Genomic DNA, 15,443 nt, shown 5'->3' on the forward strand with positions numbered 1-15,443 from the left:
ACAAACGGACAGCTTGATTGCGCTTTACGCAATGTAGTGGTAGCGAATAATTTTAATTTCTGTCACAGCTCCCAAGATAAATGCGACGAATGAAGAAGATACATGCAAAAATCCCAGCAGCATTGAACTGTTGGGATTTTTAGATATCATTGTTTGATAATCGCCTAACCTTTTAACTCCTCTCGTTATAAAGATTATTCTGCTTTCTTATTTTCTGCATCGATAGCCTTGATTTTGGCACGAATCATCTCGCAATCTTCTTTCAATTTTTCTACTTTCCGATTCATTTCGTCCAGCAGGCTCGAGCCTTTTTTGCTGGAAGCATTGAGGAAACCTAAATTTGTCTCATAGGTAGTGATGTCTGATTTGAGTTGTTCGTATCGATACATCAACCGTCCGCGTTCATTGTCCAGCGCATTGTCGCCTCGTTTAGCCACGTTTTTAAGATTGTTCTTGAAATTATCAAGATGACGGCGTGCATTAGAAATGTGTAAATCGCTATACAGTTTGTCTAAAATGTCGTGGAATTCTTTGTACACGCTGTCTTTCTCTTTATACGGAACATGCCCTATTTGGTTGAATTCATCAACTAAGGCTTGAACCTTTTCTTGGAGTTCTTCACCCACTTCTTCGCTCATTTCTTGAAGCTTTTTGATGATGTCTCGCTTCTTGTCCAAGTTTTCTCGTTCCTCGTTGTGCGTTCCTGCATTCGCCAGGTTGCGTGCTTCAAAGAACGTGTTGCAAGCGGTGTTGAACTCATTCCACAGTTGATCTCCGCGTTTTCTGGGTACCATGCCGATAGTCTTCCATTCCTTTTGCAGTGCAATTAGTTTGTCACTTGTCGACTTCCAGTCTGTGCTATTTGCCAAAGCTTTTGCCTTTTCAACCAGCGCTTGTTTCTTTTCAGCGTTTTCTGCAAAGCGTTCTTTCATCTCTTTGAAGAAAGTAGCTTTGTTCGTGAAGAACTGGTCGCAAGCTGTTCGGAACCTTTCAAAGATTTTGACATTCATCTTTTGTGGGGCAAACCCTATGGTTTTCCATTCTGCTTGAAGGTCTATTACCTCTTGTGTACGCTCTTCCCAGTCCTTCGCCTTTGTATTTTCTTGCGCTACAATTTCCTCTGCTTTTTCACAGAGTGCTATCTTTTTTTCTAAATTCTCATTTTCTTTCGCCCGCAATTCTTCGAAATGCTGCTGATGACGCTTGTTGACGACAGTGGAAGCAGCTTTGAAGCGGTTCCATATCTCATCACGCAATTCTTTGGAGACGGGACCTATTTCACGATACTGTTGATGTAATTCTTGCAATTGGTGGAAAGCACTTACAACATCTTCCTCATTAGCAAGGTTCTCTGCAGCTTCACACAGTTTTGTTTTCAGCTCCAAATTTTTCTTGAAGTCGTATTCTCGTGCCTCTCTGTTCAGGTTTAACAAGTCATAGAATTGCTCCACATACAACTGGTAATTGCGCCATAGCTCATTGGCTTTGTCGGCAGGTACCGACTTTATCTCTTTCCATTGCTGTTGAAGTTCCTTAAATTCATGGAAAGATTTGTTCGCCTGATCGGGCGATGTCGCCATGCCTTTGATTTGCTCAATAATAGCTTCTTTCTTCTTTAAGTTTTCTTGCTTTTCTTCTTCTTGCTGCTGGAAAATCTTTGCACGCTTTTCTTTAATGACTCCCATTTGTGTCTTGAAAGTTTCTTCCAAACTGTCAGGTACTATTTGATAGGACTCAGGGTCCCCGCCTTTGTCAAGATATTCCTTTTGTTGGGCTTCTCGTTCAGCGATGTGAAACTTATAGAACATCGTTTTAAGATGGTCTAACTCTTTCTTTACAGGGTATTCATCGCTCGATGCTATCTCTTTGAGACGGTCTAAAATCTCTTGCTTATTTTGGTAAACGCGCGGAGCTTGCTCTGCATCATCAGCGTCCTCTTCCTCTTTGAGTGTATCTTCAGACGTTTCTGGTGTTTCTTCTTGAGCTTCTTCAGTTTCAACTTCTTCGTTTGAGGCACAGGCATTCTCAACTTGCGCTTCTGCTACTTCCGAAGCAGCCTTATCACTCGGCGTTTCTTCCCTGACCATTTCAGCCTCAGAAGAGGTTGCTTGCTCGGCATTGACAACTTGTTTTTCGCTTTCTAAATTACCCTGATTGAGGGTGTTTTCTTGAGAGTCCATCAATTCACTGTTTTAAGTTTATGATATGGTATTTCAGTGTTAGGCATCAATCAAATAGCTTATCACGATGCCATTGCAATTATCTATTATAATATTCTTGTTAGTTTATAGGGCTGAACAATGTTGCAAACTTAAATAAAAATACGCTAACTTCCTAAAGAAACGTAGAATTTTTGCTGTTTTTGGGGTTATATAAAGCGTTTATAGCGCATAATAGCCCAAGAAAGGACAGCCACTAATATTGAAATTCCGATAGCAACGATAAATCCGTACTTATAAGTTTCCATGCCATTGATGACGTTCATTCCATACAACGATGCCACTAACGTGGTAGACATCATGAGAATAGATACCGAGGTGAGCGTCTTCATCACGGTATTCATGTTATTATTAATGATGCTCGAATAAGTATCCATCGTCGATTCCAAGATGTTTGCGTAAATACTCGTTGTCTCTCGAGCCTGCGTCATCTCAATATTGACGTCCTCAATGAGGTCAACATCGAGTTCGTCCACTTGTAGTTTGAACTTCAATTTTGCCAACAAGTTCTCATTTCCACGTATCGAAGTGATAAAATAAGTCAGAGAGTCTTGTAATCTACTAAGTCCTATCAGGCTCTCGTTGTTTACTTCGTGATCGAGATTGTGTTTGGCTTTCTCTATCAACGTGCTAATCTGCTTCAATCGTTTTAGATACCAAACAGCACTTGACAAGAACAATCGGAAAATCATGTCAACATAATCGGTGAAACCAGAATTGCGTTTTTGTTGATAACTCACAAAATCTATCATCATATTGGTTTCGTAATAGCAAACGGTAATGGTGACATCACGTTTATGAATGATACCCAAAGGGACTGTCGTATAGGGTGTCCGCGATCTTATTTCCTTCACATAAGGAATACGAAGAATAATGAGCATCCAGCCATCGTCATATTCATAGCGGGCACGCTCATCTGTATCACTAATATCTTGGAAGAAATAATCTGGGACTTTGAAGTGCTCAACTAATTCCTGTTGGTCTTCTTCTGTAGGACAAGTTACTTGAATCCAGCAATTTGGCTGCCATTCTTCAATGGGACGTAATATATCGTTTGTATTCCAATAGGTTCTCATGATGACTAATCTCCATTATTAATGTTGCTGAAGATTAGTCTTTTTTAAGCCTATTCTTCAACGTTCCGTTTACATTTTTCCGAATGATAATCGTCCATATATGTTTTTTAATTATTCGCTATTGTATAACTAAACGAGGTGCTGTGATTCCTATTTCGTTCAAGACATCTTTGGAATGTTTTGTTATACACTTGCAAAGGTAACGAAAAAATATGATATTGACCCGTCTAAAAGCAAATTTATTTATCTTCTTTCTGACAGAAAAAGCATTTCGACACTGTTGGAGTGTGAGGCGCATAGACAGAAACCGCACAAAAGAAGGTGTGTTTGCTTTAGTTCTAAGGACAGCGAAAGTGAAATAATTCGCATTCAGGTGTGTGAGTTTCATCAATTATCACTATCTTTGAAGTCTAATAATAAAGATAAATCTATGAACATGAACAAATTAAAAGGATTGCTAATCATGATGATGGGTAGTATTTTTGGAGGATGTATTCAGCCGAATGGAATCCATACGATGAATGCAAATGCGTTTGAAAAAGCCATTCAGGCACCTGATGTCCAATTGATTGACGTACGAACTGCTGATGAGTTTGCGGCTGGGAAGATAGGTAATGCTGCCAATATAGATGTCCTGCAGCCCGATTTTCTTCGTCAGGTGCAGGCAAGGTTCTCGACGGAAAAGCCCGTATTCGTATATTGTCGTTCGGGAAAGCGTAGTCTGAATGCTGCACGTAAGTTGCAAAAGGCTGGCTTCACTGTCAATAATTTGCAGGGTGGTATTTTGGAATGGGAGCAAGCTGGCAAACCAATAGCGTCTTCGGACACAAAACGATAGAGCTATCGGTAATGTAGATTTTGCGGTTAGCGACTTCTTCTCTATATAATAGGTGAGTGATTCACGAATTATAAAATTTAGTTATTTTATGTAAAAATTCTAACATAAGTAAAGAAGTTTTATTATATTTGTAAAAATAGGAAAGATATCTGTTTCTGTCGTTATTAGACTGTAGAGATGATACTTCTTAATTTTACGTTCCATAGAGTGTCTTCTCTTTAGAATAAATATTATCAAAGAAAACAGGTGCTCTGTATTTATGGACGGTTTAATTAAATACTAAATTAAAGAAAGAAATTATGTTTGGATTTATTGGATCAATTATTATTGGTAGTTTAGCAGGTTTTATCGCAGGTAAAATCATGCGTGGTGGAGGCTTCGGCTTTTTATGGAATTTGATTTTAGGTATCATTGGCGGTGTTGTCGGTGGTTGGACGCTGAGTCTGTTGAACATCTCTTGGGGCGGAACTATTGGATCTTTGGGAACCGCAGTGGTAGGTGCAGTGTTGTTACTTTGGATAGCTTCTCTTTTCAAAAAGTCATAATACATGCTTATAACCACAACTCCAACGATTGAGGGAAGTAAGATTCTTTCCTATAAAGGTGTTGTTACGGGTGAAACCATTATCGGTGCAAATGTCTTCAAGGATTTTCTTGCTGGAATACGTGACTTTATTGGCGGGCGTAGCAATGCATACGAAAAAGTATTAAGACAGGCAAAAGAAACCTCCATGCAAGAGATGCAAGACCGTGCAGCAGAGCTTGGAGCTAACGCTATTGTAGGGATAGATATTGATTACGAAACCATTGGCGAAGGAAATAGTATGTTAATGGTAGCCGTTAGTGGCACGGCTGTTGTCATATAGCACGGCTATATGGAAGTGATTGCTTTTCAATCGAAAATTGGGTAAGAGGTAAATGTTACTCGTAAAAGGCATTTCCCCCTACTTTCACATTTACTGACCTCCCACATCACCGTACGTGCCCTTCGGCATACGGCAGTTCGTACTTTTATACCTCACAGTGTGTGACAAGTTGTTTCGGCCATCCCTTAGAGATATGTCACTTCTAATCTGTTGTCGGATTCCATCCTGTCGTGTGAAAAGAGAGTTCCTTTTTGGACTAATTCCCGCTATTAGGACTTACTCGGGACTTGTACCCGTTAGATAATGCTCATGTCGAGCGTACCAAATAAGGCTGAATTTCGAGTGAGGAATTCAGCCTTCATGGTGAAATGTAATAAATCTTTCTGGGGGTACCCGTCATCAATCAAAAAGTCAAGGTAGTAAAGCGACAGGTATGTGACTGTTGATGCGATGAGTTGCTAATTCTAAAACTCTTTGTCCTACACAGCCAGCGTGTGTGCAATGAATAGATGAGCCTTCAAATTCAGGTACTCCAATTTTCTCCTTATTCTATAGTGAGACGACGGTATTTGTCATACTTCACCTGATAGCCAAGCGACAGCTTTTTAACTTCACCTGGAGCAAGTGTCAGCTTCCAGACTACCTGCCCGTTCAGCTTGTCGAGTTGTCCGCCACTTAGTTCTTGAGGCATGACTGTGATGCTTGAATTTCTCGAAACGGGCAGTTGGTCGTAAATGCTGATGACCACTTGTTCGGCTCGGGCATTGCGTATGCTGATTTCCCAGTCCATGGTCTGCACTCTGCTGCTACCCAGCAGTCTGCGTGAGGTGTTGTTCTTGATGAGTTTCCGTTCGATATGGATACCATTGTCGCGCCCCATGGCGAGGTGGAGGGTATCGCTTTGTTGGTCGGGATTGAGGATGGTTTTTCCCACGTAGCTGTTGTCGAAGAACACGGTGGCTTCTCCCTGAATAAGGTTCAGCTCGTTCCAGCCGGTGGCATCAGCCACGAGGAAAGCGCTCTTGTCAATCTTGGGAACACCCTTGTAAGCATAGGTGGTGGGTAATTGGTATTTGCCTATCTGGCAACTCACGGGCTTGTTGTCGGAGAGAATGGTCAGCGGATGCCCTATCTCAAACTCATATCCAAACTTGGCGGCAGTGGAACTAACATCCATGCTGTTTTCATCAGCGATGCTTTCGGCCTTCACCTCCCTGTCGGCCTTTATCACTGGAGCTGTAAATTTTATGTTCGATTTAGTGTCTTTGCTTGCAAATCCCGTGACCACCACTTCTTCCAATGCCAGTTTGCTATTCTCCATGCAGAAGTCGAGGCGGTTTCCTGTGGCTTGCTTCACTTGTGTTTCCATGCCAATGTAGCTCGCTTCCACATTGCGATTGCCATTGGGAAGCGTGAGCGTGTAGTGTCCGTCGATGTCGCTTACGGTGCCGATGGTGGTGCCTTTCACTTGGATGGTGGCGCCGATGACGGGATTGTCTTCCTCGTCGGTGATAGTGCCAGAGACGCGATTGTTATCTATACCAAAGTCATAGGTGGGTGCGGCGAGGCCATAGTCGAGCCAATAAGTCTTTAGCTCGGGCGACACATTGCTGCGGTTGGGATTGGCCGACGATAGTGTGACGGGCACGTTGCGCCAGTCTTCATTGGTTTGTTGCGTGATGTTGGCTTTGTAGGTGAGTTGCAGGGGAGCCGCAGTGCTGCCAGAACGGAGTTCGTAGGTGGGGTACCATGACGCCCCATTGACGTAGTACACAAAGGTGAAGTTAGCATTTGAAGCTCGCGGAGCGTCAACCTTGACATCAATCACGGTGAGCCGTTTGGTATTGAGTCCAGCGAGGGAGTCTATAACTTCTTGTTGCTTTTCCACATTGTGGTTGGCCTGCTGCTCTTCTTCGTCGAGATCGATGAGCCGCTTGTTGATGGTCATGGTTTCGTCATAATAATATTGGTTGAGCTGCTTGATGGCTTCGAGGGGTGTCGCAACAGTGCGTGCAGCTGTGGAACTGTTGGTTTTCACCATCTCTAATTGCGACTTCATGACAGTTCGCTTGGCTTTCACCTCAGCCTGGCGGTTGCGTGCTTTCTTTAGTGCAGCTTCGGCAGCACGCAGCTGCCCGGAAAGCATGGCACTGTCAGGACGAACGAATCGCTGACTGACGCCAAGTATTGTCACGTTGCCTCCGGCCTTGACCTGTATGCTGTTGACGTCTATGTAGGGCGACAGTCCCGTGAAACTGAGTGTTTGTTCGCCGGCTTGCAGGGCCACTTGTTTGTGACGGTATACCTGTGCGCCTTTTGAAAAGATGGTTACCTTGTCGAGTTTGGGCATTATTCGGCCTTGTGCCGATGCTCCTATGGACAAGACAGTAAGGAACAATAAAAGAATAAAAGTCTTGGTTTTCATCGCTTTCCGTTTAATGTTGTTACTTCGCAAAAGTAGAGAAAAAAAACAAATTGGGGCAAAACTACAGAGAAAATTTTTTATGTGTGGAACACAAAAAGCCACAACCAGGGGAAAAATTTGGCATTCGTGTGTTGCCTTAGACACATTTGAACCAACACAAACAGTACGAAAACCAGTTGTGCTACCATTCACCAAGCATTGAACTATCAATCAATAATGAGCAATGCTACAATGTCAATGATACACAAACAAAGCTTTCTCAAAAGGAGATAGCTACGGACATAAACAACGATAAATATGTCGTACGTATTGAACTTTTGTAAGATTTATTTAATAGATTCAACTTTTATTGCAATTTTGAGATAATTAAGAGCAACTAAATGGATGAACAATTTATTGAAAGGTTTTATTATCGTGATATTAAGTACGCTATTTACAAGCTGTTCCAGTCATCAAGAAATCAAGTCTGTAACAGCAGACGAGTTTGAAAACACCCTCTATGATGGACATGTACAATTGCTGGATGTGCGTGCAGCCGAACTTGGAGCTAACGCTATTGTAGGGATAGATATTGATTACGAAACCATTGGCGAAGGCAATAGTATGTTAATGGTAGCCGTTAGTGGCACGGCTGTTGTCATATAGCACGTCTATATGGAAGAGATTGCCTTTCAATCGGAATATCATAAAGTGACTAAAACAATCGTTGTTAGCCACTTTATGTTTTGGTGTCCATGTGAACAGTGATGACAACAGACTACTTGCAAGGTATTGGAATGTCATTTCGGTACAGGTGGCTTAATGAGTTGCCGCTTGTATCAGTTCGTCCCATTGCTGTGCAAAGGTCATCATGTCAGGATAAATCAAATCAGCTCCTTCTTCAAGTAACAGCTCATTTGGAAGCGGGCCGCTGTTGATAGCCACGGTAAAGATTTGAGCTGCCACACCTGCCCGTACTCCCATGGGCGCATTTTCCACGACAATTCCTTCCCAAGGTTGAAATCCTCCTGTGAGTTCCAGACCTTTCAAATACGGGTCTGGTGCAGGCTTTCCATGCCGAATACTATAAGCTGTCACGATATGTTCGGGCAGAACGAAGTCCTGAAAATCTTTCGCAACGCGATTGATGAGCGGTTTTTGTGCACTTCCTGTTACAACGCCAATGCGCATGCCACATTGTTTAATTTTGCGCATGATGGCAAGCACCCCTTCGAAGATAGGTGTTTGAGGCATCTCATGAAACAGTCTACCCTTCTCATCGTACATTGCTTGCGCCTCTTTCTCGCTAATCTCACGGTTTTGTTGTGCACGAACTAACATCCGTATGGTGTCAATTCCTTTCATTCCTTCGGTAGCATATACATCTTTTTTCGTCATATCAATGCCGAAAGATTGCATTGCTTTCTGCCATGCAACGACATGGTGTGGCATGGAGTTGTATAACACCCCGTCCATATCAAAAAGCACGACTTCGGGTGCGAATGTCCCAAAGTCATGCTTTCTTAAATAGTTTTCTATGGTTTGTTGATACATTAATCTTATTTCTCGTTTGCCAAACGCTCTTGGATAGCTTTACTTTCAGCTTCGTAGCCAGGTTTGTTGAGCAGAGCAAACATGTTTTTCTTGTAAGCTTCTACTCCCGGTTGGTTAAAAGGATTAACGCTTAACAGGTTGCCACTGATGCCACAAGCTATTTCAAAGAAGTAGATGAGCTGTCCGATGTAGTATTCATTCAGTTCGGGAACACTGATTCGGAGGTTTGGAACACCACCGTCTACGTGTGCCAAACGTGTACCTAACTCCGCCATCTTGTTGACTTCATCCACTCGTTTGCCTGCTAAGAAGTTCAATCCATCAAGATTTTCCTCGTCTTCAGGGAACAACATTTTGCGTTGAGGCTGCTCTATGCTGATAACAGTTTCAAAGATGGAGCGTTCTCCCTCTTGTATCCACTGTCCCATGGAATGAAGATCTGTTGTGAAATCGCAGGCAGCAGGGAAGATGCCCTTGTGTTCTTTGCCTTCGCTCTCACCGTAGAGTTGTTTCCACCATTCTGCCATGAAGTGGAGCTTTGGTTGATAATTCACTACAATCTCTATCTTTTTGCCTGCCTGGCTGTACAAAGCGTTACGAACAGCAGCATATTGTGCTGCTATATTTTCTTGATAAGGAACGTCTTTGCCCGTTGCCTTTTCCATATCGGTTGCACCCTGTACCAGTTCTTTGATGCTGAACCCTGCACACGCAATGGGTAACAAACCTACTGGAGTAAGGACAGAGAAACGTCCACCTACATTGTCGGGAATGATAAAACTCTTGTATCCCTCTTTGTCGGCACAAGTTCTTGCAGCTCCTTTCTTGGCGTCTGTAATGGCTACAATGACTTTTTTAGCCTCTTCTTTGCCACGCTGTTCTTCACATTGTTTTTTCAGCAAGCGGAAGGTAAGAGCTGTTTCGGTAGTGGTACCCGACTTAGATATATTGATAACTCCAAACTTTTTGTCCTTCAAATAATCGGTAAGTTCTGCTAAATAGTCCTCACCGATATTGTTTCCTGCAAAGAGAATGGTAGGATTTTTTTGGTCATTAACCAACCATGCAAATGAGTTGTTCAAAGCCTCTATCACGGCGCGAGCTCCTAAATAGCTACCACCAATACCTGCAACAACAACCACTTCGCAATTTTCACGTAGTGTATTTGCGCATGTCTGAATGTCGTTAAGAAAATCGGGAGTGATAGACGATGGCAGATGAAGCCATCCTAAGAAGTCGTTACCGGGACAAGTGCCCTTCTCAAGTGCATCTTGAGCCTCTTTTACCTTTGATTCAAAGTCTTCCACTGTTCCTGGTTTCAAGAACTGGGTCGCTTTTGTAATGTCTAAACTAATACTTTTCATTTTCTATTATCTAAATGAATCTGTTAATAACTTAATTTCTATTTGTGGACTGATATGCTCATATAGAATGTTATACACAGCATCCAAGATGGGCATGTTCACGTGCATGTGTTTATTGATTTCTTTCATACACTTCGTTCCAAAATACCCCTCGGCAATCATCTCCATTTCTATTTGAGCACTCTTTACGGAATATCCCTTGCCAATCATCGTACCAAATGTTCGATTGCGTGAAAAGTTTGAATAACAAGTCACTAACAAGTCGCCCAAATAGACGGAATCGTAAGGACTCCTTTCGATGGGGTGAACAGACATCAAAAATCTATTCATTTCTTGTACAGCGTTAGCTATCAAGACCGCTTGGAAGTTGTCGCCATATTTCAAACCGCAACAAATACCAGAAGCTATGGCGTACACGTTCTTCAAGACGGATGAATACTCTATTCCTAACACGTCGGTAGAAATCTTTGTCTTTATCACCTCGCTGGCAATCAACTCTGCGAAAGCTTCTGCTTTCTCAATATTTGAGCATCCAATAGTAAGATACGACAACCGGTCTAAAGCCACTTCTTCGGCATGTGAAGGTCCTCCAATAACGGCAAGGTTTTCGTAAGGCACGTCATACACACGATGAAAGTACTCGGAGCATACCACATTTTCATCTGGCACAATACCCTTGATAGCGGTAATAATGAACTTGTCACGTAAACGAGTCTTGAGTTTCTTCAGATGATTCTTAAAGTATGGTGACGGAGTGACAAAGATGAGCGTATCGTAAGCCTCTGCAATTTTATTGATGTCTGATGAAAAGAAGATTTCCCTGACATTGAAATGAAGACTCGTGAGGTAAGCAGGATTGTGCTCCAGTCGTTTGAAATCGGCGATACGGTCGTCACGTCGCATATACCATCCAATGTGATGCGTATGCGATACAACAATCTTGGCAATAGCTGTTGCCCAACTACCGCCTCCAATGATTGCTATCTTACCACAGTTGTAATTCATTATTTTTCGTTCTGCATACTACATTGCCATTCGTTCTTAATTTTTCTTACCTCTATTGTTCTGCATACACAGAAGAAAGTAATGTATGAATGGTGAATGGTAAATTATGAATTCTTTTGGCTTTTGTCAATCCATTCTTGGAATTGCTCTACTTTAGGTTGCTCATAACCCAACTTATATTTCTTGTTGATACCACAGACATTCATTTGCAAGGCTTGTGCTTTTACGTCTTTGATGTCTGAAATCAAATTGTATCCTGCTTTTCTAAAGACAGCAACCCACTGCTCGGGAACACCAATCTCCGCCCACTCTTCAATGGTACTTTGAGGTATCTTCTTTTCTGGTTTCATTTGTGGGAAGAGCAAAACCTCTTGTATAAACGTTTTTCCCGTCATGAGCATTACCAATCTGTCAATGCCAATACCAATACCAGAGGTAGGAGGCATACCATATTGTAGCGCACGCAAAAAGTCATGGTCGATAATCATGGCTTCATCGTCGCCCTTATCTGCCAATTTCATTTGTTCCTGAAAGCGTTCTTCTTGGTCGATAGGATCGTTTAATTCTGAATAAGCATTTGCCAACTCTTTACCATTTACCATCAATTCAAATCGTTCAGTGAGTCCCGGTTTGCTACGGTGCATTTTGGTAAGTGGCGACATTTCTACTGGATAGTCTGTGATAAAGGTAGGTTGAATATAAGTTCCTTCGCAAAATTCGCCAAAGATTTCATCTATCAGCTTGCCTTTTCCCATGCTATCGTCAATCTCCATGTTGAGCTTCTTGCAGATTTCCCTTATCTCGTTTTCATCCTTTCCGTTCAGGTCATAGCCCGTTTTCTCTTTGATAGCATCAAGGATAGGCAACCTTCTGTAAGGAGCCTTGAAGCTGACTAACTGTCCGTCAATCTCTTTTTCGGGACTACCGTTTACGGCAATACATACGGTTTCAAGCAATTTCTCTGTGAATTCCATCATCCAGTTGTAGTCCTTGTATTGTACATATAGCTCCATACAAGTAAATTCTGGGTTGTGGTTTCTATCCATTCCCTCATTTCGGAAGTTCTTGCCTATTTCGTACACACCCTCGAAACCGCCTACGATAAGGCGTTTCAGGTATAGCTCCGTGGCAATTCGCATGTACATATCTATGTTCAACGCATTGAAATGCGTGGTAAAGGGGCGTGCGCTGGCTCCTCCTGCTATCGATTGCAGCGTAGGGGTCTCTACCTCCGTATAGCCAGCATCGTCTAAAACCTTACGCATGGTACGCAGTACGGTGGCACGTTGTAAGAACGTATTCTTCACCCCATCATTCACTACCAAGTCTACATATCGTTGACGATAGCGCAATTCGGGGTCTTCAAATTTATCGTATGCCACCCCGTCTTTGTATTTCACAATAGGGAGAGGCTTCAACGCCTTGCTGAGCAAGGTTAAACTTTGTGCATGTACAGAAATTTCGCCCGTTTGTGTCTTGAACACAAAGCCTTTAATGCCCACAAAATCACCAATGTCCATCAATCTCTTAAATACCACATTGTATAAGTCTTTGTTGTCATCGGGGCAAATGTCATCACGAGTGATATACACCTGTATTCTGCCTTTTGAGTCTTGCAGCTCCATAAAACTTGCTTTTCCCATGATGCGGCGTGTCATCATACGTCCAGCTATCACCACTTCTCGTTTCTCTTCGCCGTCCTGATATTGTTCTTTGATGTCAGTACTGAAAGCGTTGGTAGGAAACTCTGCAGCGGGGTAAGGGTCTATACCCATGTTGCGCAACTCTTGAAGACTCTGTCTGCGACCAATCTCTTGTTCGCTCAATTCTAAAACGTTCATATATTGATTATAGCTATTTTTATATATGTAGGAATCATGCCCAACGATCACTCCAACGTTGATGGTAGAGTTTGCGTGGCATTACCCATTGATGCAAAAGTACGAAATAATTCTGAATGTGCCTATTATTTCATATTTTTTATAAATATGTGTAACATGAAAGAGGGCACCATTTAATTTGCAATTTGTCCTAAAAAATGACAAAAAAAACGGGTGTTTATTTTTTGCGAAATAGAAAAAAATAAGAGGTTTTGAGCATAGATTTTTTCCTTAAAACGAGCAAAAAATGCAACTCATTAGACAAACCCATGGAGATAAGACGCCAAACTACATACTTTTGTCCGCTTAGTATATGTTGACAGACCGCTTAACCCATTACTCCAATCCATCTAACTCATTGCTTTAATGCCTTATCCCTGCTTTTTATTCGGCTCAAAAAGCGCTATTATCGCTTTAATCATTTGGTATTCATTGTATTATAGCTTCTTCGAAATGCTGCGCATATTTGCAAGCAAGTGCAAGTGTGTTGGCAAATATGAAAGTTATGAGAGGGGCTTTGTAAAGAAAAATACCACTCCCACCGCTACAAAATAGCGAGGGGAGTGGTCGGTTTGTGGAGTTTTGTGCATATCAAGAGGATGCGATAGTGAAAGTGATGTTGTTCCTTCTCTATCATGAGGTTTATTCCTCTTGGTGATGAGTGTAGCCGTCTCTCCCTTGCATGGATAGACTGTGAATTGTTAGGGTTATCGCTCAACCTCCGATGTACAATGTCCTTATTTCATTGGAACTTGTGGAACATTCTGCAAACTTTGAGCGATGTCTTCGTCACTAATCGTGTAGTTGCGCAAGTCACCGCTGAGATAGCTCTCATAGGCAGTCATGTCAATGAGGCCGTGACCAGAAAGACTGAATAAAAGTACCTTGGCTTCGCCACTTTCTTTGCATTTCTTGGCTTCACGAATCGTGGAGGCAATGGCATGACAACTCTCAGGTGCTGGGATAATTCCTTCTGTTCGTGAAAACAACAGACCTGCATCAAAGGCTTCCAGTTGTGGAATATCAACGCCATGCATCAACTTATCTTTTACCAGTTGTGAGATAATGGTGCCTGCACCGTGATAGCGAAGACCGCCAGCATGAATGTTGGCTGGCTTGAAATCATGACCTAAGGTGTACATCGGCAATAGGGGAGTATAACCAGCCTCGTCACCAAAGTCGTATTCAAACTTGCCTCTGGTTAGTTTGGGACAACTGCTGGGTTCGGCAGCGATAAACTCTGTCTGCTTTCCGTCCAGCAAGTTATGGCGCATAAAGGGGAAGGCAAGTCCCGAGAAGTTGCTACCACCTCCAAAACAGGCGATAACTTTGTCGGGATATTCGCCTGCCATTGCCATTTGTTTCTCGGCTTCCAACCCAATCACTGTTTGGTGTAGCGATACATGATTAAGTACCGAACCCAGAGTGTACTTGCAGTGAGGAGTGGTAGTCGCCAGTTCTATCGCTTCTGAAATGGCTGTTCCAAGACTTCCTTGATGGTGTGGGTCACGGGTGATGATATCTTTTCCAGCGCGTGTAGACATAGAGGGCGAACCTTCTACGGTTGCGCCAAAGGTGCGCATAATACTACTGCGATAAGGTTTTTGCTGCATGGAAATCTTAACTTGATACACAGCGGCTTCCAAACCAAAAATCTTTGCCGCATAACTTAGAGCCGCTCCCCACTGCCCAGCACCTGTCTCAGTGGTTACATTTGTAGTGCCTTCTTGTTTACAATAGTAGCATTGTGCCAATGCCGAATTGATTTTGTGTGAGCCAAGTGGATTGACACTTTCGTTTTTGAAGTAAATGTGAGCAGGGGTGTCAAGTGCTTTTTCCAATGCGTATGCCCGTACAAGGGGTGTTGCACGATAGTAGGTGTACATTTCACGTACGGGTTCAGGAATATCAATCCAAGCATGTTGCGTATCTAACTCTTGTTTAGAGCACTCTAAATTAAAGATGTGCGCTAAATCTTCTACTGTGACAGGTTGCTTTGTTTTTGGATTTAGTAAAGGCAAAGGTTTGTTCACCATGTCTGCCTGAATGTTATACCATTGTGTAGGTATCTCGTTCTCCTGAAGTATAAACTTTTTTTGTTTACTCATCTTCTGTTGTTTTTATTTGTTCTTTATAATGATGAAACCCTTAGTGATAAGAAAGTTATTGACACAATAGCAATCTGTCTTTGGGTGGTAGTTTTTGCAAAGTTAGCAAAAAGATATTACTTCTCCTGT

The 15,443-nt window shown here is 42.4% G+C and carries 11 protein-coding genes and 1 pseudogene; 4 read left to right on the forward strand and 8 right to left on the reverse strand.

Annotation, left to right across the window (positions count from 1 at the left end):
- Positions 1-194: 194 nt before the first annotated feature.
- Both DEM91_RS01425 and DEM91_RS01430 read right to left on the reverse strand, forming a co-directional pair.
- The gene (locus DEM91_RS01425; RefSeq protein WP_249857642.1) at positions 195-2,180 is read right to left on the reverse strand and encodes a DUF349 domain-containing protein; all 1,986 of its coding nucleotides are present in this window, start codon (positions 2,178-2,180) and stop codon (positions 195-197) included.
- 188 nt (positions 2,181-2,368) lie between these two features.
- On the reverse strand, positions 2,369-3,295 hold the full coding sequence (locus tag DEM91_RS01430; RefSeq protein ID WP_008124497.1) for a magnesium transporter CorA family protein: 927 nt from the start codon (positions 3,293-3,295) through the stop codon (positions 2,369-2,371).
- Positions 3,296-3,731: 436 nt separating this feature from the next.
- Between DEM91_RS01430 and DEM91_RS01435 the strand changes: the two genes are divergently transcribed.
- The 3 genes from DEM91_RS01435 to DEM91_RS01445 all read left to right on the forward strand — a co-directional run bounded on the left by DEM91_RS01435 (position 3,732) and on the right by DEM91_RS01445 (position 4,999).
- A complete protein-coding gene (locus tag DEM91_RS01435) occupies positions 3,732-4,133 on the forward strand; it encodes a rhodanese-like domain-containing protein (protein WP_249857643.1) in 402 nt (133 codons plus the stop codon).
- Positions 4,134-4,432: 299 nt separating this feature from the next.
- Complete coding sequence (locus tag DEM91_RS01440; RefSeq protein ID WP_249857644.1) at positions 4,433-4,678, forward strand: GlsB/YeaQ/YmgE family stress response membrane protein; 246 nt, start codon at positions 4,433-4,435, stop codon at positions 4,676-4,678.
- Positions 4,679-4,681: 3 nt separating this feature from the next.
- The gene (locus tag DEM91_RS01445) at positions 4,682-4,999 is read left to right on the forward strand and encodes a heavy metal-binding domain-containing protein (protein ID WP_025071523.1); all 318 of its coding nucleotides are present in this window, start codon (positions 4,682-4,684) and stop codon (positions 4,997-4,999) included.
- 544 nt (positions 5,000-5,543) lie between these two features.
- Here DEM91_RS01445 and DEM91_RS01450 read toward each other — a convergent pair.
- Positions 5,544-7,424, reverse strand: a complete 1,881-nt coding sequence (locus DEM91_RS01450) for a DUF4139 domain-containing protein (protein ID WP_249857645.1) — start codon at positions 7,422-7,424, stop codon at positions 5,544-5,546.
- Positions 7,425-7,949: 525 nt separating this feature from the next.
- Here DEM91_RS01450 and DEM91_RS12640 point away from each other — a divergent pair.
- A pseudogene (locus DEM91_RS12640) lies at positions 7,950-8,069 on the forward strand (heavy metal-binding domain-containing protein); the annotation flags it as partial.
- A 153-nt stretch (positions 8,070-8,222) separates the two neighbouring features.
- On the opposite strand, the gene DEM91_RS01460 reads toward DEM91_RS12640, so the two are convergent.
- The 5 genes from DEM91_RS01460 to DEM91_RS01480 form a co-directional block, all read right to left on the reverse strand.
- On the reverse strand, positions 8,223-8,957 hold the full coding sequence (locus DEM91_RS01460) for an HAD family hydrolase (RefSeq protein WP_249857648.1): 735 nt from the start codon (positions 8,955-8,957) through the stop codon (positions 8,223-8,225).
- 5 nt (positions 8,958-8,962) lie between these two features.
- A complete protein-coding gene (locus DEM91_RS01465; RefSeq protein ID WP_249857650.1) occupies positions 8,963-10,321 on the reverse strand; it encodes a glucose-6-phosphate isomerase in 1,359 nt (452 codons plus the stop codon).
- A 6-nt stretch (positions 10,322-10,327) separates the two neighbouring features.
- Positions 10,328-11,326, reverse strand: coding sequence for an NAD(P)H-dependent glycerol-3-phosphate dehydrogenase (locus DEM91_RS01470; RefSeq protein WP_249857651.1), 999 nt, complete (start codon positions 11,324-11,326; stop codon positions 10,328-10,330).
- 104 nt (positions 11,327-11,430) lie between these two features.
- The gene (lysS, locus tag DEM91_RS01475) at positions 11,431-13,167 is read right to left on the reverse strand and encodes a lysine--tRNA ligase (RefSeq protein ID WP_249857652.1); all 1,737 of its coding nucleotides are present in this window, start codon (positions 13,165-13,167) and stop codon (positions 11,431-11,433) included.
- A 776-nt stretch (positions 13,168-13,943) separates the two neighbouring features.
- The gene (locus DEM91_RS01480; RefSeq protein ID WP_008124483.1) at positions 13,944-15,314 is read right to left on the reverse strand and encodes a TrpB-like pyridoxal phosphate-dependent enzyme; all 1,371 of its coding nucleotides are present in this window, start codon (positions 15,312-15,314) and stop codon (positions 13,944-13,946) included.
- Positions 15,315-15,443: the final 129 nt, after the last annotated feature.

The organism is Prevotella sp. TCVGH, assembly GCF_023522295.1.
Classification (GTDB): domain Bacteria; phylum Bacteroidota; class Bacteroidia; order Bacteroidales; family Bacteroidaceae; genus Prevotella; species Prevotella timonensis.